The organism is Micromonospora deserti (genome assembly GCF_003236335.1).
Lineage (GTDB): Bacteria > Actinomycetota > Actinomycetes > Mycobacteriales > Micromonosporaceae > Micromonospora > Micromonospora deserti.
Genome location: NZ_POUB01000003.1, coordinates 57,404 through 76,659, shown reverse-complemented (window position 1 = coordinate 76,659; position 19,256 = coordinate 57,404). Strand labels below are relative to the sequence as shown.

Annotated in this window: 13 protein-coding genes; 6 read left to right on the top strand and 7 right to left on the bottom strand. The window is 66.2% G+C overall.

Annotated elements, in window-relative coordinates; translation table 11 throughout:
* Positions 1–12 precede the first annotated feature (12 nt).
* The 4 genes from C1I99_RS00855 to C1I99_RS32180 form a co-directional block, all read right to left on the bottom strand.
* Positions 13–1,275, bottom strand: coding sequence for a lanthionine synthetase C family protein (locus tag C1I99_RS00855; RefSeq protein ID WP_111132229.1), 1,263 nt, complete (start codon positions 1,273–1,275; stop codon positions 13–15).
* Positions 1,272–4,301 carry a lantibiotic dehydratase gene (locus tag C1I99_RS00850; RefSeq protein ID WP_111132228.1) on the bottom strand — a complete coding sequence of 1,010 codons (3,030 nt, stop codon included), beginning with the start codon at positions 4,299–4,301 and terminating at the stop codon, positions 1,272–1,274. The genes C1I99_RS00855 and C1I99_RS00850 overlap by 4 nt, the downstream gene beginning before the upstream one ends.
* A gap of 111 nt (positions 4,302–4,412) precedes the next feature.
* Positions 4,413–4,547, bottom strand: coding sequence for an FxLD family lanthipeptide (locus C1I99_RS00845; protein WP_111132227.1), 135 nt, complete (start codon positions 4,545–4,547; stop codon positions 4,413–4,415).
* 251 nt (positions 4,548–4,798) lie between these two features.
* Entirely contained in the window at positions 4,799–5,293 is a 495-nt protein-coding gene (locus tag C1I99_RS32180; RefSeq protein WP_146603853.1) for a hypothetical protein, read from the bottom strand.
* Positions 5,294–5,602: 309 nt separating this feature from the next.
* Between C1I99_RS32180 and C1I99_RS00840 the strand changes: the two genes are divergently transcribed.
* Together C1I99_RS00840 and C1I99_RS00835 are read left to right on the top strand one after the other, a co-directional pair.
* A complete protein-coding gene (locus C1I99_RS00840; RefSeq protein ID WP_111132241.1) occupies positions 5,603–6,478 on the top strand; it encodes a helix-turn-helix domain-containing protein in 876 nt (291 codons plus the stop codon).
* Positions 6,475–6,684, top strand: coding sequence for a DUF397 domain-containing protein (locus tag C1I99_RS00835; RefSeq protein ID WP_111132226.1), 210 nt, complete (start codon positions 6,475–6,477; stop codon positions 6,682–6,684). The genes C1I99_RS00840 and C1I99_RS00835 overlap by 4 nt, the downstream gene beginning before the upstream one ends.
* A 199-nt stretch (positions 6,685–6,883) precedes the next feature.
* Here the strand turns inward: C1I99_RS00835 and C1I99_RS00830 are convergent, their stop codons facing one another.
* Positions 6,884–7,258: a hypothetical protein gene (locus C1I99_RS00830; protein ID WP_267897453.1), complete on the bottom strand. Its 375-nt coding sequence runs from the start codon at positions 7,256–7,258 to the stop codon at positions 6,884–6,886.
* Positions 7,259–7,281: 23 nt separating this feature from the next.
* Positions 7,282–8,616 (bottom strand): NsdA family TPR-like regulatory protein, encoded by a 1,335-nt coding sequence (locus C1I99_RS00825; protein WP_111132224.1) that lies wholly within the window; start codon positions 8,614–8,616, stop codon positions 7,282–7,284.
* A gap of 605 nt (positions 8,617–9,221) precedes the next feature.
* Between C1I99_RS00825 and C1I99_RS00820 the strand changes: the two genes are divergently transcribed.
* The 4 genes from C1I99_RS00820 to C1I99_RS00805 all read left to right on the top strand — a co-directional run bounded on the left by C1I99_RS00820 (position 9,222) and on the right by C1I99_RS00805 (position 17,546).
* The gene (locus C1I99_RS00820; protein WP_111132223.1) at positions 9,222–10,799 is read left to right on the top strand and encodes a type I restriction-modification system subunit M; all 1,578 of its coding nucleotides are present in this window, start codon (positions 9,222–9,224) and stop codon (positions 10,797–10,799) included.
* Entirely contained in the window at positions 10,792–12,000 is a 1,209-nt protein-coding gene (locus tag C1I99_RS00815; protein ID WP_199561851.1) for a restriction endonuclease subunit S domain-containing protein, read from the top strand. Before C1I99_RS00820 ends, C1I99_RS00815 begins: the two co-directional genes overlap by 8 nt.
* Before the next feature lie 3 nt (positions 12,001–12,003).
* Positions 12,004–15,078: a type I restriction endonuclease subunit R gene (locus C1I99_RS00810; protein ID WP_111132222.1), complete on the top strand. Its 3,075-nt coding sequence runs from the start codon at positions 12,004–12,006 to the stop codon at positions 15,076–15,078.
* Between the two features lie 380 nt (positions 15,079–15,458).
* A complete protein-coding gene (locus tag C1I99_RS00805; RefSeq protein WP_111132221.1) occupies positions 15,459–17,546 on the top strand; it encodes an N-6 DNA methylase in 2,088 nt (695 codons plus the stop codon).
* 42 nt (positions 17,547–17,588) lie between these two features.
* Here the strand turns inward: C1I99_RS00805 and C1I99_RS00800 are convergent, their stop codons facing one another.
* The gene (locus C1I99_RS00800) at positions 17,589–19,091 is read right to left on the bottom strand and encodes a serine/threonine-protein kinase (RefSeq protein WP_111132220.1); all 1,503 of its coding nucleotides are present in this window, start codon (positions 19,089–19,091) and stop codon (positions 17,589–17,591) included.
* Between the last annotated feature and the right edge of the window lie 165 nt (positions 19,092–19,256).

Below are 19,256 nucleotides of genomic sequence, written 5' to 3'. Positions count from 1 at the left end.
CGCTCTCCTTGTCTAGTTGATCAGCAGGCTGGTGGCCCAGCGGACGTCGGTGCCGGTCGCGACGGTGTGCAGGGTGAGGGCGATTCCGGCGGGGCCTGTGATCAAGCCGGATCGCGCCGGGGTGGTGTCCGTGGCGTGCTGGATCAGCAGGCGCACGATCTGGGGCAGCTGTTTCTGCAGGCTGGTGGTGCGGGCGTCGTCGGCGGCGTACCAGGCCGTAGCGGCAAGCCCTGCCCAGCCGTGACACAGCGACGGATCGACGATCCGGCTGAGTTGGAGGTGGTCGGCCAGGCAGCGGATCAGGGCCTCTTCTGCCGCCTCTTGCCGGGCGTCGTCGTCGAGAGCGATCCCCGCTAGCTGCTGGGCGCGGGCGACTCCAGGGGTGCCGTAGCACCAGGACGGCCTCGCCGGTCCGCTCATGGAGGGCTTCCCGGCGTGCAACTCCGCGACGGTGATCTTCTCTGGCCACCACGGTCCCGCAGGGCTTGTCTGCTGCCAGCGGTCGAGCCACGTGCAGATCCGGCGGATCGCCTCCGCGTGCCCCGGCACCCGGATGTCCTGCCGCATCGCCAGGGCCAGGAGAGCCAAAGGGCCGGCGATGCCGTGCGCCATGCCGAAGTTGGCATGTCCGCCCTGCTCCGAACCTTCGCGGTCGGCGGGGTCTGCGCTCCACCAACCCGGCGCGAGCCGGCCCGCCTCGTCGTTGGTGTGCACCGGCTCGGTGAGCCGCACCAGGTACGCCAGCACCCGCCGGAGCAGATGTTCGTGCGGGGCGCGGCGCAGCAGGTGGGCTCCCAGGCCGGTCAGCCCGCGTACGAGATCGAACTCCGACAGCGAGGGCCGGGCACGCGCCGCGAGGCGTGCCGTGGCAGCGGCCAGGCGGCGTTCCACCAGATCATCGAGGGCATGATCAAGCGCGTCCAGGGCTGCCGGGTGGGAGTGCGGCATGGCCATGGTCAGCGCGTGGGTGACAGCGGGTGCGCCGAACCAGAGTCCGGCTCCGCTGCCGCTGTTCAGCGTGTCAGCGGTCGCGCGTCGCAGCCATACATGGACCGGTTCCCACCCACCGTGTCCTGTTTGCGCTCGCACCCCGTGCAGGAGTGCCACCCCGGCGGCACCCCGGGACAGCGACTGGGCGTACCAGCGAGTACTGCGTGGCCCGTAGTCGTCCGCTGCGAAATCCGGGGGCGGCGGCTCGGTCAGGGTGTCGGTGATGCACGCGGCCATCGCCTCGGCCGCCCGTAGCAACGGTGTCCTCAGCGGTGTTTCGGTCATCGGGATGCTCCTACGGCGCGAACCCGGCGGCGCACCGCCGCCAGCGCGACATGGCGGGCCAACCGATACGTGAGCTGCTCGGCGTCTTCGTCGGGACCGAGAGCGCGAACGAAATGCAGGTGCATCAGCGACGCGAGCACCGAGGCGGGGGTGACCGGGCCGGCGACGGCGGACAGTTCGGCGGCGTACCGGTTTGCGGCCCTGGAGCGTTCTTGCCATGCATGCTGGATGAGCTCGGGAAGTTCGCTCGGGTCGAGGGTGACCGCTTGACGCAGCACGTCCCGCTGGACCGGTGCCTGCCCGGTCTGCTCGGGGCGCGCCACCAGCCACTCGCATCCGTCGGCGCGGCTGCCAAGTAGCGAGGCGGCCAGGTCGACCATGCTCAGGGCGGTCAGTGCCTGCCGATCGATCCCAGACTCGGGCTGCGCTACCAGCTGTGCCAGGGCTGCGGTGGAGTCGGCGGCGAACAACTTCTCGGCCGCTGCCAGCGCGGTGCCGCAGCCGTAGCGACCGGACTCGGGATGGTAGGTGTCCAGGCTCCAATCGCCGGCAAGGCGCTGCTGTCGGAGCGCGGCGACCCACCGCCCGACCCGTACCGCCGCGTCGCCGTAGTCATCGGTGTGCAGTCGTAGTCGAAGATGCGGGGTGGGGCGTTGCATGCGCACGAACCACCACAGCGGCGGCTCGGGCCAGTCGGCGAACAGCGCTGGCAGCCCTCGCATCACAACCAGCTCCATCGTCGAAGGCTCGACGGCCACTGAAGCGGACAGCAGGCCACTGGCACCCGGTATGACCGGCTCGGGGGGAGCGGGTGGCGGCCATGCGCCTCGCGCGGTAACCGCAGCCGGCGCGGCAGCGGGCGCAACCGTCGAGGCGACGGGCACGACGATCTCGTGGGCGCGGCCGGAGAGCCAACCGAAGTCCTCCGGGCTCGCCGCGTCTACCACGGTTACCGGTCCGGCGCTGGCGTCCAGGTGGGCACGCAGCAGGGCACGATCCATGGACTGATCGAGGTTGAGCCGAAGCCTCTGGTCACCGTTGCCGACCTGCACCCATGCCGGCAGCCGCAGCCTCGTCCGCAGCGCCTCCCAGGCGGTCAACCATTCGCCATCGCTTGCGTTCGCATCGGGCAGGGACGTCGGATCGACGCGCCACCGGGCCGCCGCCAGGAGGACGCGGCCGTACCTCAGCGCGGGTCGAAACGGCAAGCAGGAAGCCGCACCCCAGTCGAACGGTTTCAGCCGAGCATCCGTGGCTCGCGGCAGCTCCAGGAGAAACCGGCCGAGCAGCGGCATTGTGTGTACGGCGGCGGCATGCGCCACTGTCGGCTCCACCACCCGCCGCCGCGACATCGACACCAGCACCAGCCGATCGCGGCCGGCGGTCACACCGAGGTCGTCGAGGCCCAGCACGTTCTCGGCCACGGGCCGGTGCTCGGCCAGGCTGACCAGCCACGGAAGTACCTGCCGAGAGCTGAGCACGTTCTGGGTGTGCAGCTTGCGCGGCGGGAAGCTCAGCTGCGCCGGCATGGCCCCGGCCACCGCGACAGGAAGGCCTGCGAACTCCCGGCACATTAGCTCCCGGTCGGCGTAGGGCAGCCCGTCGAGGAAGCGCCCGCTCGTCGCCATCGCCGAGCGGCCCATGCCGGTCAGCGCGACAGTGAACCGTCCCTGTGTCAGCGCCTCCAACGAGACCGCGCGGACCTCTGCCGAGACGTCGACGTGAGGGCTGACAGGCCCGGTGACTCGGCCAGTGCCGGCGAGCCATTCGACGGCCGTGTCATCGAGAACCATCTCACGAGCACCGTCGAGCAACGCCTGCTGAGCCATCGCGAGCAGGCGCTCGTCACGGCCGGACAGCAGAGCCGCAGGCGCGTCGGCCACAGCGCCGAAGTGTTCTGGGAAGCCCAACCCGACGAGCGGATCTACCAGCCGAGCGAGCGGCACCACCGCCGTCATCCCGTAGCGGTCGACGAACCGGGCACGGTACGCACGCCACTCTGGCCGCCCCGCCGGATCTGGCGTCAGCCGTCGTAGCACATCAACCGATGCGGTGATCTCGGCGGCGACCTGCTCCGGCAGGGCGATCTGATCCGCGAGCTGAAGATCCACCGCGAGCGGCTGGGTGGCCGTTGCAACGCTGCGCATGTGGTCGGCGAGCCCACGAAGGTACGTCGCGCTCCCTGCGCTGGTACCACCGAGACGACCATGCAGCGAGCGCAGTTCGGCCCGAAGGGCTCGCTGTCCCTCAGGAGCACCATCGAACGCCGCATCAAGGGTGTCCAGGACATGCCTGATCGGGTCTGTGCAAGTCGATGGTGGCCGGAGAGCGCAGATCAACACGCCGTGGTCCACCAGGCCGGCAACCATCACCTCAGCGGACGCGCGTGGGAAGCCTGGAAACGCAGCAGCGACCGTGTCGACCAGCTCAGCCCACGGGACGGGGGCACGGGCGAGTGACACCGCCAGCCGTACCGCTGCGGTGCTCCTCACCGAGGTCGACTCCGCACTTGCAGAGGCATGCGGCCGGCGAGCCACGACGATCCGAGGCCCGTTCACGAGCGCCAGGTTGTTCGCCTGCACTGGTAGACGGCGGCGCACGTCGGGCTCAGCTTCAAGGCGCGCAATCAGGGACGCGAGCCAACTCGCGTCCGGCCGTACCCGGATCGCCGGCTGCCCTGCCGGGACCACCGCAGCGACCGTGTCGAACCGCAGGGTCGCAACCCCCGAGAACAACCCGAAGGGCGTCGCACGCCGCTGCGCACGGACCATGTACCGCGCCAGCGTCAGCGCCATCCGCCACCCTCGGTCCGGAGTAGCGTCGCCTGTGGCGAGGACCGCTTCTGCGCGAGCAGCGAACTCAGGGCTGGCGGACCAGACAGCCTCGGCCAAGCCGACCTTCCGCCACGTCGCTTGCAACCAGTCCGCGATGCCGGAGGCGTCGCTCCGGTGCGGCCAAGGCGCCGGGCCGTCGGGCCACGAGTGAGCGGCAATGCGGATCGTCGCGGCATCGACCGACCGAAACATGAAACGTCCTCCTTCCGTCACGAGGCGCTCCTCCGGGGACGTGGCTGGATGTGGGGCGCCGGTTCCGGCAGGCATCGGGGATCGCCTGCCGGAACCAGCCGGGGTGTTCGGTCAGCAGTCGCTGCCCTTCACGGTGTCGCAGCCGTCGTCCGTGTCGGCCAGCAGGGCGGCGACGACCGGACCCTCCGTGACGACCTGCACGTCGAGCTCGAACGGGTCGTTGCTGACGGCGAGCATGCTGTTCATGGCAACCTCCAATGGGACTGGGATGATGGGTGGGCAGGTAGCCCCCGCAGCTACCGGCACGGTGACTGGCGGATTGATCCGCCCTTTCTCAAACGGCGTCCAAGGAGAACTCGCGGCGCTCGGCCTGCCCGCCGCCACGCCCTCCCCGGCAGTGACAGCGGGCAGGAGCCTCAGGTACGCCGGACGAGCACCAGATCTTCCGGTGCAGCGCCGACACGGACGTAGGCCAACTCTCGGGCGAAGAGTGCACCTCACGCTGACTCGGGAACCCCTTCGGCGGGAGCGAGACCGCGACTGTCGAGGGCCTCATAGGTCAGCCGCTCAGCGGTAGCTGCCTCGACCAGATTCATCCGGCATCCGCACGGTGAGCGGTAGGAGCGCCGTCCACCGGCGGATTCGATCGGGCATAGCGGCAGGCCGCACCCCTTACAGACCAGCAATCCCCACAATGGGTAGAGATGGTCGGGCAGATTCGTGCCCCCCACCATCGCGGCGAAGATCTTCATGGCGTGTAGCCGAGATCGACATTCCGGTCGGCCGCACCCGCACCCTTGCGGCACCGCCGGATGTGTCCGGTAGACGTCGATAGCAAGGTTGACAATGCGCGAGCTACGCAGACTCGACACGAGCACGCCCGCCGTGGCACCTGCGCTTTGACCACCGCCTGGAGCCGGCCGCACCCCTTCGATACCGCCGCAGGCCCCGGTAGCGTTGATGGCGATCAGCGTTGCGCTCGTGGCGTCCATGCCGCTCCTCCCGCACCTCGGACGTGGGGAGTCCGCCGCGAACCTGTCGCCGCATGACCCCACTCCAAGCCGTAGACCAATCGCTTCTGGTGCTTCCACGATCGCGGTTCTTGCGTAGCCCCGGGAACACCGGCCAATGGGGAAAGTTAGGGGGAGACTTACCGGTCGCCGTGCGCTTGACCAGGGGTTTCTATGCGGAAAGCATGATCGGGGCTGGCGGTGATCGGCAAAACAGGCGTTACGCTCTCGTCGCCGGGGTCCAGGCAGGACGGATTACCGGGCTATTCGCGTCTCGCGCCGGAGGTGTCGGTGATCAGTCCACATGTTCGTCGTCGCCGGCTCGCTACCGAACTCGTGCGACTACGGGAGGAACACGGCTACTCCGCTGAGCGGCTCTGCAAAGAGACAAAGATCGCCAAGCAGAAGCTGAGCCGTTTGGAAAACGCGAGAGTCCGACCAGATCAAGACGAGATCATGCGAATCCTCGACCACTTTCGGGTTGACGAGCAGCGGTGGGAAGAGATCATGGCCATCGCTCGCGAGTCCCAGGAGAACGGCTGGTGGGAGAAGTTCCGCGTCGAGATGGGACCACGCCAGGCCCTCTACGCGGACCTGGAAGCCGGTGCAGAGCACATCGCCGAGTACCACATCACCCTGCTGCCAGGCTTGTTGCAGATCCCGGCGTACACCGAGGTCCGCGCGGTGGCAGATCGTGCTGCCTACCCCCGGAGATTCACGGTGGAGCGAGCACTGGAAGCCCGGGCTGCCCGGCAACGGGTCCTTGACAGACCCGGCGGACCCACCTACGAAGTGATCATCGATGAGCTCGCGATCCGTCGGCACGCCGCACCGCCGGAGGTCGTCCGCGCGCAGCTTGACCACCTGATCAACGTCGGTCACGAGAAGCAGAAGACCACGATCCGGGTACTGCGGCTGACCGCGCGAATCGCTGGCAACGCGGTACCCCGGTCGTCGTACTTCAGCTACCGATACCCCGACCCGAGCGATCCGGTGGTCGTCGCGGTCGACACCATCACCAGCGATCTCGTCCTCACCGACCCGGACGAGGTTGCCAACTACGCCTCCCTGTACGAGCGCCTGCGTTCCGCGGCCCTCAGCCCCGCCGACAGCCTCGACTTCCTCGCCAGCGTGGCGGAGGAACTACCCGACTACACCAGGAGATGACCATGCACCCCGAGAAGTTCACCAACTGGCGGAAGTCCAGCCGCTCCGGCGGTGGCGACAACTGCATCGAGGTCGCCTTCGCGCTCGACGGCATCGTGGGCATGCGGGACTCGAAGGACCGGACGGGACCAGTGCTGGGGTTCACCCGGGGTGAGTGGACGGCGTTCACTGACGGCATCCGCGACGGTGAGTTTGACGCACACTGAGCTGCTGCCTCGTCGGCGCGCCCGGGAAGCCGGGCGCGCCGCGCTGACCTCGGCTGACATGAGTGCCACCGCTTGCAGGCGCGGTTCATGCTGGTCGGCGTAGTGCCCTGCCCGCCAATCTCGCGCCGGCTCGGAAGGGGCCGGACCCCGATGCGAGCATGAAGTGGGAGTTGCGCGCTCCTGTCGACTTGTTCTCAGCTCAGCGCATCGAGACCAACGTCTGCTCGATGTGTTCGAAGATGTCCGAGTCCGTCTCCTGCTGCCACTCCGGCATGTCTGACCAGTCGGCCACGTAGGAAGCCTTCGGGCTGGGAAAGTGTTTGAATATCTGCGCAATCCAGCACAGGGCGACGAAGCGTCCTTTCTGTTCACGGGTCAGCTTCGCGGTTGCGCCGTCGGCTGCCTCGATGAACTGGCGGACCTGCTCATACACTGCGGCGGCACTCTCCCGTTCCCATTCGGGCGTATCCTCCCAGGGCGTGACGTAGCCCGGTTTCGGTTCGCCGGGGTAGTGCTTACGGACTCCCGCGATCCATGCCTCGCGGAACACGCGCCCCGGTTCTTCGACCTGCACGCTTGGTCCTCCCTCTGGTCGTGTCAGTTCCCTGCCCTAATCAGAGCATTGATCTGGCTGTTGAAATGCCGCACGTGAGTGTCGGCAAGGAACGGCTGCAAGTGGTGGTGTAGTTGATTAAGTTTGGAGCCGACCACGCCCGACCCGCTTTGGCGGGCAGTATCGAGGGCGGCGCTGCCGTAGAGCACGATCTGGTGTACGTCGCTACGGTGAACTCCGACCAAGGCGAGGTCCGTCAGAACGGTTCCGCGTCGTCGCGTGGAGAGGCTTTGCGACAGAGCGCCAGACAGCACCGGTTCGGCCAGGTCTGGGCGCCTCAACTCGACGTAGCAGGCTCCGCGTTCCTCGGCGAGCCGGGAGCCGTCAAAGCGCAACCATCCGCCGTTGTGCACCCGGCCGGGCAGGTGGTTGACCTCTTCGGCTTGGTCGAGCGCCCGCCGGCATCCGCTGAGGTCGCCGAGGCCCGCGAGAGCCTGTGCCCGCACAGTGTGTGCCCAGTGCCGGGTCGACAGCGCGCTGTCCCCGTTCTGGGCCAGGCCGGCGGCAACGTCCAGCATCGGTGCGGCGTGCCGGAAGTCGCGCTCGTAGACGCTGATGAAGGCGTGACGGATCATCACGCACGCCCAGAGGTCGTAGGCAGCGGCTTCTCGGGCGGCGGTCGCTGCCAGGGTGTAACAGTGCGCGGCCTCGCTGTACGCGTTCGCGTCGAAGGCGACCTCGCCGGCGAGCTGGAGCAGGTCGGCGGTGACCCCGCAGAGCCGACGGTGCACGGGTGTAGTGTGGGAGCGGCGCAAGTTGGCCGTGAGCGTCGTCAGCTGACGGTTGACCAGCGGTGATACTGCTGCCTTGGACTCGGCGGCGCCGAACGCCGCCCACAGTTGGGCGTTCAGCCCCTCGTACTCGTCGAGGGTTGCTGGGTCTAGTCGCCTGTTCCCGTCACTGAAGGATTCGATGCGCGCCCAGTCGAGCTGGCTGCCCGGGACAGGCGCGGCCAATAGCGCACCTGTCAGGCTCAGCAGGCGTAGCAACTCGCGGCGGTTCATGTCGCCAGTGTCCGTGATCTCCCTGCCGGTCAGCGACTCGCCAGCGTGATCATCACCAGCGGTGAGCCTCTCGCCAGGGGGCATCTGGTGCACAACGGGATCAGAATGGCGTTGGCCACGGGTGATGTAGAAGCCTAGGTCGGCGTCCCGCGATGCCTTCAGCACCGCCCGGAATGCCTCCCGGGTTGTGGGCTTGGGCCAGCGGTGTTCTCCTCGCTCAAGCTTGCCGACGTGGTTGGCGTCCATGCTGGTTCTCGTGCCGTAGGTGTCCCACAGGTAGTTGTTGACCGCCTCGGCGACCTCCTGCCGGGACATCCGTCGGCCTGAACCGCTCGGGGACAGAAGTCGGCGGCGGGCGTCGCTGAGCAGGGTGTTGGGGCCATCTGGCGCACCCGACTTCGGTGCCAACCCATCACCGCCCGCCGAAACTCGCTGGTAGTCCTGTTGAGCGGCCCTGCAAGATCGCTGCCACCCTCATCCCTGGTCTGCTGGACCTCGGCCTCCGCCCTGCTGAACGGAGGCGATCCGACGGTCCGGTTTGCCGGAATGCCACGCCAGGATGCCAGCGTGGCTGCCTGATCACAAGACGCATCGCCATCGGTAACTAAGTGCATCGACCGAGCGCGTTGCTGGCCTGGTTGCTGATCACGTCGGCTGGTCGTCGAGCTATCCGTGCGCTGTCGTCCTGCCCACCTTCAACCCGCACATGAGAGGGGTGAGCGCTCGGCTGCGGTCAGCTGGCGTGCCGACGTAGGACGTTGCGTGAGCCGTCCGCTCAGGCGACTAAGATCCCCCGCGTACGTTCACCCGGCAGGGCGCGTCCGGCAAGTGCCTACCGGGCATGCCCGAAGCTGGTGAGCAGCAGGAACACCGCGCGGCCTTCGGATCGCCGCCCTTTGACTAGCAAGGACACCCCGACGATGGCAGTGACTCAGCAGGAGATCGAGAACCGATTGTGGGACGCCGCCGACGAGCTGCGCGTGGCGATGCCCGAAGCGCAGTACTCCTCGGTCGTCTTCCCGCTGATGTTCTGGAAGTACCTGTCGGACACCTGGGACCACCACCACCAGGAGTTCCTGGACGACAACAAGGACCAACTGAACGACCTCTCTGCCGAGGAAGCCCACGAGATCGAGTACCGCGACTACCAGTCGTTCGAGATCCCGTTCATCCACCCCGGCACCGTCCAGCAGCGTCGCGCTTCCTGGTCGTCCATCCTCGCCACCATCGCTCGGCCCGGCCTCGGCCAGCGGGTCCGCGCCTCCCTGCAAGCCATCGAGACGGCCAACCCTGACAAGTTCTCACGCCTTTTCGGGTCCATGACTTGGACCTCCGAAGAGGTGCTCTCGGGTGAGGTGTTGGCGGCGGTCATGCAGGCGATGGACCGTACCCCAAAGATGCACGAGGGCAACATGTCGCACGACGTGCTCGGCGGGGCGTACGAGTACCTACTGAAGCGGTTCTCCGACGGGTCGGGCACCCGCGCCGGCCAGTTCTTCACCCCGCGCGAGGTCGTCGAGCTGATCGTCGAGATCCTGGACCCCAAGGGGCACGAGTCGGTGTACGACCCGACCTGTGGGTCGGGCGGCATGCTCATCGCCTCCGCGAACCTCCTAAAGGCCCACGGCGGCCGCGGCTACACGCTCAAGCTGTACGGGCAGGAGACCGTACCGGACACTGCGGGTGTGGCCCGCATGAACCTCTTCATGCACAACCTCACCCAGTTCCAGATCGAGGTCGGCGACACCCTGAAGGACCCCCGCTTCAAGAAGCCGGACGGGTCTATCGCGCAGTTCGACGTGATCCTGGCTAACCCGCCCTACAGCCTGAAGTGGAAACCCTGGACCAAGGATCCACGCGCCATCGGCGGTGTCGCCCCGCAGTCGTCGGCGGACTGGGCGTTCGTGCAGCACATGATCGCCAGCATGGGCCCGAAGAAGGGCCGTGCCGGCGTCGTCCTGCCACACGGCGTCCTCTTCCGCGGCGGCCAGGAAGCAGCCATCCGCCAGCGCGTCCTAGGCGCCGATCTCCTAGAAGCTGTGATCGGCCTGCCGGCGAACCTCTTCTATTCGACTGCCATCCCGACCTGCATCCTCGTGTTCCGTGCCCCCGGCAGCAAGGTCGAAGAGCGCCGGGACGGAGTGCTGTTCATTGACGCCTCCAAGCGGTTCACCAAGGCCAAGAACCGCAACGTCCTGACCGAGGCGGACATCACCGATGTGGTGACCGCGTATCACTCGAAGTTCGATTCCGACGGCAACCCGGCCGACCTGGACGGCGACGGCGGACTCGCGGCGCGATTCGTCCCCGCCACGGAGATCGCGGCGAACGGATACGACCTCAACATCGGGCGCTACATCAAGCAGGCCGCCGCGGAGCAGAAAGATCTCGGCACCCTGATCGATGCCTACAACATCGCCCGAGTTGAGCGCCAAAAGACCGAGCAACGCATGCTCGCCGTCTTGGCTGCCGCCGGGATCGAGGGCTTCGATGAGTGACTGGCGGCGGGCCTCGCTGTCGGAAGTCGTCACGCGCGTCACGACCAAGAACGTGGACGGGGCCAACGAGAACGTCCTGACCGTCTCCGCCGAGCACGGGCTGATCGCGCAGGAATCGTTCTTCACCAAGAAGGTCGCCAGCAAAGACACCTCGGGCTACTACGTCGTCGCGCCGGGGCAGTTCGTCTACAACAAGAGCACGTCGAAGTCAGCCGCCTACGGCACAGTGGCTCGTAATTTCAGCGACGAGCCGGGCATCGTCTCCCCGCTGTACTTCGTGTTCGAGGCCAAGGACGGGGCTGCGCTTCCCGAGTACCTAGAGCTTGCCCTCAACTCGGACCAGTTCTTTGGCTCGCTCGCCGGCAGGCTCCGGGAGGGTGCGCGTGCCCACGGCCTGCTGAATGTTCGCCTGAACGAGTTTTACGCTGCCACCGTCACCCTGCCGCCCACGCCCGTGCAAGAGCGGATCGTTGAGGTCATCGGTGCGGTGGACGACCAGATCTCCGCACTCGACGCCGAGGCCGAGGCGGTGCATGCGGTGCTACGACGACTTCGCGCCGAGTTGGTCAACGACCCGGGCGCTCAGGCGGTCCGTGCTGACGAGGCGTTCGAGATCACCATGGGGCGACAACGGGCGCCGAAGTACGCCGCGGGGCCATACATGACGCCGTACTTGCGCTCCGCCAACGTGGGGTACGGGACGCTCGACCTGATCGACGTGTTGGAGATGAACTTTGACCCGAAAGAACGCGAAGTCTTTGGCCTAGTGCCCGGCGATGTACTCGTATCCGAAGGCAGCGCGAGCCAGTCCGCAGTCGGTATGCCGGCGATGTGGCGTGGAGAGCTGCCAGAACCGATCTGCTTCCAGAAGACGCTCATGCGGTATCGAGCCATCGAAGGGGTCAGCGTCCCGGCGTTCGTGAACCACTGGTGTCTGTGGGCCTACGAGTCGGGTATGTTCCTCGACATAGCGGGAGGCACCAACATCAAGCACATCACTGCCATGCGTGCAGTTCGGATGCGGGTGCGCCTTCCCGTCCTGGCAGATCAGGAGCGGATTGCTGCGGAGCTCGACACGATGAGCGACGTCGTCGCTGCGACCCGAGCCGAGGCCTCCCGCCTCCGTTCGGTGCGGTCGGGGCTGTTGGCGGGTTTGTTGAACCGCACCATCGACATCGAGTCTTCGGAGTTGGGGGTCTGAGCGGTGGCGAAGGGCATTCGGGAGCGCGAGTTCCAGAACCTGATGATCCAGTGGTCCCTCCCGATGGGCTGGGGTTTCACAGCGGGCAGGTCGCTGCCGCGTGAGGCGACGCAGACGGTGGTCGCCGGCCAGCTGCGGGACGCCATCGTCCGGTTCAACCCTGGGGTGATCGGCGGGTTTGACGTGGACGCGGTGGTCGAGGAGATCATCGCCACGGTCAACGCCGTTGAAGGCGGGCTGGTGCGGGCCAACGAGCAGGTGCTACGCCTGCTGCGCGGGCATAAGGAGTTCCGAGATGCCGACGGCGTGTGGCACGCCTTGAAGGTCATCGACTTCGAGCATCCGACCGTCAACACGCTGGTTGTCTCGGACGAGGTGACCATCACTGTCCCCGGCAAAACCTCCCGCCGTTTCGACCTCGTGTACTGGGTCAACGGGCTGCCGCTGGTCGTGGTCGAGGTGAAGTCGCCGACCGCGAAGTCTGGGTGGGCTAAGGCTGTCCGCGAGATCAACGATGTGTACGCCACCGAGTACCCGTGGTTCTTCACCCCGAACGTTTTCGCCGTTGCCTCCGACGGGCTGAAGCTGCGATTCGGTGCCGTTGGCGCGCCCCTGAACCTGTGGCAGCCGTTCCGGTCCACCGCCGACGACGAGAATCTGCCTGGGCAGGCTGACGTACAGCGTTCCGTGGAGCTGCTGCTCAACCCGGCGACCGTCCTAGACATGCTCGCCAACTTCGCCCTGTTTGACACCGCGGGGGGTGGGGTGGACAAGAAGTACCTGCCCCGCTACCCGCAGCGGGAAGCCGCCCACCTAATCCACCAGAGAGTCCTGGCCGGCGGACAGAAGGGCCTGATCTGGCACCACCAAGGCAGCGGCAAGACGCTGCTAATGGTGTTCGCTGCCTCGCTGCTGCTGGCCGACACCCGTACCGACTCACCCACGATCATCCTGCTCTCGGACCGGACCGATCTCGTGCGGCAGACCTCCGGGGTGTTCACCTCCGCAATGGGAGACGCCTACTTCCACCAGCCGAAGACCAGTCATGAGTTGCGGTCCCTGCTCGCCGACGACGTGCGCGGGGTCATCTCCACGACCGTGCACAAGTTCGCCGAAGCCGGCAGGAACCTGTCGAAGCGAGACAACATCATCGTGCTGGTCGACGAGGCGCACCGGACCCAGTCCGCCAAATCAAAGTCCCTGGCCGGGCAGATGCGCGCCGCGATCCCTCAGGCGAAGTTCTTCGGCATGACAGGCACCCCGCTGCGGAACCTCGCCACCGACACCTTCGCCCTCTTCGGGGACGAGGCCGACCCGGGTCGGGTGCTACACCGGTATTCGGTGTCCCGGTCGTTGCGGGACGAGGCGACCGTTCCGGTCATGCTGGACCCGCACCCGGTGTCCTTCGAGATGAACGACCAGGAGTTGCAGGCCGAGTTCGACCAGTTCGCCGACGACTTTGACCTCGACGATCCCGACCGCGAGGCACTGTCCCGCAAGTTTGGCCGCCTGACCTCGGTGTTCGCTAACCCCGACCGTATCCATACGGTCTGCCAGGACATCGTGGACCACTACCTGACCGGTGCCTACCGCAACGGCCTCAAGGCTCAAGTCGTGGCCTACAACCGTGAGCTGGCTGTGGCATACACGGACAAGATCAACGAGCTGCTGGCCGGCTTCGAGGCGTCACAGGTGCTCGCCGAAGTGGGGAAACACGACCGAATCACGGCCGAGGTGAACATCTCCGTCTCGGACTCCAAGGACGAAGACCCGGCCATGCGGCCGTACCGGCTCTCGGAGGCCGAGGAAGAGGGCCAGAAGCGGCGTTTCCTCACCCCGGACGACCCGCTGTGCTTCCTGGTGGTGACCGCGAAGCTGATGACGGGATTCGACGCCCCCAACGAGGGCGTCCTCTACCTGGACAAGCCGCTGAAAGCCCACACCCTGTTCCAGACGATCACTCGTCCGAACCGCACCTGGGTGTCCCCGACCGGGTTCGTAAAGACGTCCGGGGTGGTCGTGGACTACATCGGGCTGGCCGAAGAAGTCCAACGGGCCGTCGTCGATCCCACCCCGGAAGGGGCCGGCAAGGGCGGCGGATTCGTCACCGACGTGTCCGAGCTGGTCGCCGAGTTCCGCACTACCTTCGCCCGCATCGAAGACCTCCTCGCCGACGTAGACGACCTAGACCTCACGGTCCATGGATACGAGTCCGTGCGAGCCATCAACGTCTTCCTGGACGCCAACCCCGGAGCCGCCGAGGTGTTCAGCAGGGACTACCGCCTGCTGGCCCGCCTGTACTCCCTTATCAACACGGACAAGCGGATCGCCAAGTACCGGGACGGCTTCGGGCTGTTCGGGTCCGTGTACACGACCCTGTTCAAGAAGTCCTCCGACGAGGAGCGGAAAGAACGGCTGGCCGAGCTGGGACCGATGGTCCTGGAGATCATCAACGCCCACGTCCACTCCTTCGCCGTGGTCGCCTCCCAGGAGGAACCCCTCGTCCTGGACGCCCAGGGCATCGCCATCCTCAAGGAGCTGATGGCTCTCGTCCGCCCTAAGCCCGGCAAGGACGACGGCGAGGACAAGCCGCCGCCGTCCGCAGCGGAGATCCTGGACCGAATCAAGGCCGCTCTCGACAAGGGAGTTGAACCCGGGTCTGCGAAGTACACCGCCCTCGCGGACCGAATCAGGCTCCTGCGGGACCGCATCATCCAGACCGCCCAGGACGCCCTGGACTTCCTCTCCGAGGCCCTCCGGATCGCCCACGCCATCGTGAACGCCGGGAAGCACCCTGAGGAAGCTGTCGTACTGGACGACGACCACGTGGGCGTCCTGTCACGGATCATCCACGACCACGCACCCGCCGGCCTCACCATCACGGAGAGGAACCTGGCCGAGGAGATCGACCAGGTGGTCACCCGCACACTCGCCCAGTCATGGGACAACGCAGACGCCCGCAACCGAGGCGTCCGCCGCGCCACTGCCGCCGTCTTCCGCCGGTACATGCTGAAGCCGCTCGGGGAGCCGTATGACTCCACCGTCGCGTACATCGAAGCCCACTATTTAGTTGATTGATGAATGCGCGGAGCCACGGCACCTATGGCGGGCCGCCGACAAGCACAAAGGTGTCGGTGTGTACCCCCGAGGGCAGAGGCAGGTGCGGCTGAACTACGAGCCCCGCCCAGAGGTAGTCCTCCGTGACCGGGTCTGACGCGTCCTCCGAGCTACCGGGGGAGCCTCAGCCTGACACTGGCGCAGTGATCGAACCTGTGTTCGATCTGCGGAGTGGCGGCGAGGGGCGTGCTGGTCAGGCGTGATGATCATCCCTGCCGTCCCGTCTTCATGTAAACTTAGTCAACATCAGATCTGGTTGGATCTGTACTTGATGGCCGCAGTGGATCTCCTGCGGCGCTCTGGGAGTCCAGCCCGCTGGTCTCGTTCTCGGGGAGGACCCAATGCCGCGATCCGCCGATAGTTCAATTACCCTGGCGGAGATCGCGAGGATAGCGGGCGTCGGTCGTGCCGCCGTGAGCAACTGGCGGCGCCGACACGGTACTTTTCCGACTCCAGTCGGTGGCTCGGACGCGAGCCCGCAGTTCTCGCTTGCCGACGTTGAGGCATGGCTTCGGCAGCACGGCAAACTGCAAGATGTCGGGCGTCTGGAACGGCTATGGCCTCAGATCGAGGCAGTGGGTGATCGGGCTCTGAGTGGTTATGTGATCGCTGCGGTCGGTAGGCGTGTCCAGGAGAGGCAGATTCGGGCAGTGGGTGCTGCGTGTGACCTGACCGGTGACGCAGGAACACTCGTTAATCGTGCGGCTGATGTCGCGGCTCACGAAGGTGGACAGAAAACGTTCGATTTTCTGTTTACACGCTGGATGGACAAATATGTGCGCCAAGTCAGCGTAACCCCACCACAGCTTGCCAGCCTCATGATAGACGTCGGGCAGGCGGTGTTGGATCGGGGAATTGAAGGGCAGGACGCGATAGTATTCGACCCGGCATGCGGAACCGGAAGCCTGCTTCTCGCTGCAGCTCAGAGCATGACCAGGAATGACCCGTCCGCGTCCGGTCCGACACTGCTCGGCGTCGAACGCGATCCTGTTCCCGCTTCGCTGGCGGCCGTCCGTCTTGGATTTATAGGCGGCGCCGTCAGCGACGCCAATGAAGTCGGAATGGCGGCCGATATTCGTATCGGTGACTCGCTCCGGAAGGACCCGCATGTTGACGTACGCGCCGACCTAGTCGTATGCAATCCGCCCTTTAACGAGCGTGACTGGGGGCACGAAGAGCTGGCTACGGATCCACGCTGGACATACGGCCTGCCGCCGCGGACAGAATCGGAACTCGCCTGGGTCGAGCACGTGCTTGCGCGACTGCGGCCGGGCGGGGTGGCCGTGCTTTTGCTACCACCAGCCGTGGCGTCCCGTCGAGCAGGCCGCCGAATCCGAGGCGCGCTGCTCCGGTCCGGCGCACTGCGAGGAATCATCGCGCTCCCAGCGGGCAGCGCCCAACCACACAGCATCTCCTTGCATTTGTGGATTCTGCAGGCCCCAGGCCTTGACGATGGTCCTCGCCGACTGTTTCTCCTGGATAGTGGAGCTGCCTCGGTGTCCGGAAGAGGAGCGGCAGGGATTGACTGGCCCCGCCTCCACAGAAACGCTCTTCGTGCGATTAGCGCCTATCACTGGGGCGCCCCGCCGGGGCATGACGGTCATGGCGACGACATGCCGGTTTTGCCAGAGGGGTGTGCCGCGATACCCGTGGTTGAGCTTCTCGATGACCACGTAGACCTCACGCCGGCTCGTCACGTGACCAACGCGGGTCATGCACCAGCTGAACTGGACGAATCGTGGAGTCGGTTCGGTGGGCTGGTTAAGGAGTTGGGCGAGCTTTCGCGAACGCTGTCCGCGCTGGATTTGTCCGCTGATGATCGCCAGGTTGCGAGGATCACCGTCGGCGACCTGAGCCGTGCTGAAGCTTTGACACTGCAGTCAGGCCAGGCGTTGCCAGCCTGCCTGCGCGATGGAGACCACGCACCGGCCGACGCGGTACCGGCCCTCAGAGTGCCTGATCTTATGATCAGCGGCCGTGCGCGGGCTTGGCTTAGTGCTGCGGATGTCGTCTCCCACGAAGCCGGCGGCGGCACGCTCACGATGGTCGAGCCCGGCGTGGTGATAGTCGTGGGCGTCGAGCGCGCGTTTCGTGCATGGGTGCATGCAGGTGAGCCCCTGGTGCTGGGCCCGCAGATCTATGCCTTGCGTGTTGACCCTGCGCTCCTGGACCCCTGGTTCCTGGCGGGTTGCTTGCGGGCGCCGGACAACCTTCGAGTGGCGAGCACCCACACTTCCACCTCGGCCAAGATCGACGTGCGCAAGCTTCAAGTGCTCCAGATGCCTCTGGTACGGCAACGACATTACGGTCGTGCTTTCCGCGCGGTAGTACAACTTGAGGCGGCGCTAGCGGCAATTCGCAACGTCGGCGAGGGCCTGCTGCACACGTTGGGTGATCAACTTGCGGCAGGAAAACTCTCCTCGAGCTGACGCCGCGTACGTTACGTGTCCGGCCGTTTGGTGGGTGGCAGCTCAGACCGGCGTCGAAGGCTGCGCGCTTGCATCCCAGCCATCCAGACGATCAAGCATCGCCCTGGCCTCCTTACACTTGAGTTCTTCCAATTCGAGCCCGACCTCCCGGCACCGCACCGCCAGCTGCCGTGCGCGATGCGGCACCAGTCGCGCAAGCCCGTCGATCGCCTCGGCCAGGGCGTGCACCGCTGGCGCGAGATCTCCGAAGGGGATCCGGCATTCGGCAAACCCCAGCTGTGCCTCCAGCATGTCGGCTTCATGCGCTTGGCCATCGCTAGCGGCGCCGATGTCGTAGATCTCCTGGTAGAGAATCGCCGCTTCTTGGCAGTCCCCAGCGACACGGTAGCCGTCCGCGGCGGCCATGTGGAGGGACAGCGCTAGCGGGTCGGATGGACCCCATTGCCGCCGAGCCGCGTCGAGCAAGCTGACCGTTCGAGGCGGGTCGGGTTCGACGTCACCAGCTCGAAGCTGGGTCCGAACCTCTGTGAGGAAGGCTTCGACCTCACGCCGACGCAACCATGGTTCGCGCCTACGGTTTGACCTTGCAGCACGGCTCGGTGCGGTCGGCACAGCAGTCTGTTCGTGACCTCTCGGGACGCGGAAGACGGTCGTAGGATCCGGCTCGAAGCGTGGGGAAGGCTCCGGCTGGCCTGGCTTCGGAAGGTACTGGCCAAGGACCGCTTGTACTTCAGACGCGGTGGCCGGGCGATCTTCCGGATTTTTAGCCAGCAGCCTCTGGGTGAGCTCGTCGAGTTCAGGCGGGACGTGAGGCGAGAAGGCAGACGGAGGCGGGGGCGTGTCCGAGATGTGCTGGGCCGGCAGCCCGTCGCCGATGAAGGGCGGGCGGCCCGCGAGCATGCGGTACAGAACGCAGCCAAGTGCGTAGAGATCGGTCGCCGGCGTCACCTGGCGTTCGAGGATCTGCTCCGGCGCTTGGTAGCCACGGCTGCCCACCGTGGAACCCTGGCGGGTGTAGCCAGTGGCGTCGGGGCTCAGCGGCTTCGCGATCCCGAAATCGATGAGGACGACCCTCCCGTCCCGAGCGATGAGCACGTTGTGGGGCTTTAGATCACGATGGACGACCGGCAAGGCATGGGTGCAGGCGAGCGCGTCGGTGATCTGTACGGCGATGGAGGCAGTCACGCCGACCGTTGTGGTGTGCCGTTCCAGGAAGTCGTGTAGGGAGATGCCCTCGACCAGGCGCATCACGATGTATGGGTCGGCGCCGTGTGTCCCACGATCAAACAACTGAGGGATCCCAGGGTGCTGAAGACGCTCCATGAGCGCGCCTTCCCTGCGGAAGCGCTGCCGCAGGATCCTAAGTTCCTGATGACGCTCACTGTCGTCCGTGTCGGAGGTTGGGAACTGGTCTGAGCGCAGGAACTTCATCGCGACCTGGCGATCCGACTGTTGGTCGTGAGCTTGCCAGACCTCGGCCATGCCACCCTTGCCGAGCATCCTCGTCAACCGATACCGGTTGGCTAGTAAGTCGCCTGCCCTCATGTCCGTCCTTTACGGCTGGTACGGGCCAACCCGGCCGGTCGTCGGGAGCAGCATACCGCAGGCGACGACGTGAACTCACGCTGGGGGTGAGAGTGAGTTGACTCAGTTTACAACTCGGAGTTGGTGTGCTTGAGTAGTCACGTGAAGACGGTACGGTTACCTCGC

Excerpts from the sequence above, each read along its gene's own strand:
- C1I99_RS00855 (WP_111132229.1), bottom strand. The coding sequence starts at position 1,275 with ATGACCGAAACACCGCTGAGGACACCGTTGCTACGGGCGGCCGAGGCG.
- C1I99_RS00850 (WP_111132228.1), bottom strand. The coding sequence starts at position 4,301 with ATGTTTCGGTCGGTCGATGCCGCGACGATCCGCATTGCCGCTCACTCG.
- C1I99_RS00845 (WP_111132227.1), bottom strand. The coding sequence starts at position 4,547 with ATGAACAGCATGCTCGCCGTCAGCAACGACCCGTTCGAGCTCGACGTG.
- C1I99_RS32180 (WP_146603853.1), bottom strand. The coding sequence starts at position 5,293 with ATGGACGCCACGAGCGCAACGCTGATCGCCATCAACGCTACCGGGGCC.
- C1I99_RS00835 (WP_111132226.1), top strand. The coding sequence starts at position 6,475 with ATGACCATGCACCCCGAGAAGTTCACCAACTGGCGGAAGTCCAGCCGC.
- C1I99_RS00825 (WP_111132224.1), bottom strand. The coding sequence starts at position 8,616 with ATGTCCCGGCAGGAGGTCGCCGAGGCGGTCAACAACTACCTGTGGGAC.
- C1I99_RS00820 (WP_111132223.1), top strand. The coding sequence starts at position 9,222 with ATGGCAGTGACTCAGCAGGAGATCGAGAACCGATTGTGGGACGCCGCC.
- C1I99_RS00815 (WP_199561851.1), top strand. The coding sequence starts at position 10,792 with ATGAGTGACTGGCGGCGGGCCTCGCTGTCGGAAGTCGTCACGCGCGTC.
- C1I99_RS00805 (WP_111132221.1), top strand. The coding sequence starts at position 15,459 with ATGCCGCGATCCGCCGATAGTTCAATTACCCTGGCGGAGATCGCGAGG.
- C1I99_RS00800 (WP_111132220.1), bottom strand. The coding sequence starts at position 19,091 with ATGAGGGCAGGCGACTTACTAGCCAACCGGTATCGGTTGACGAGGATG.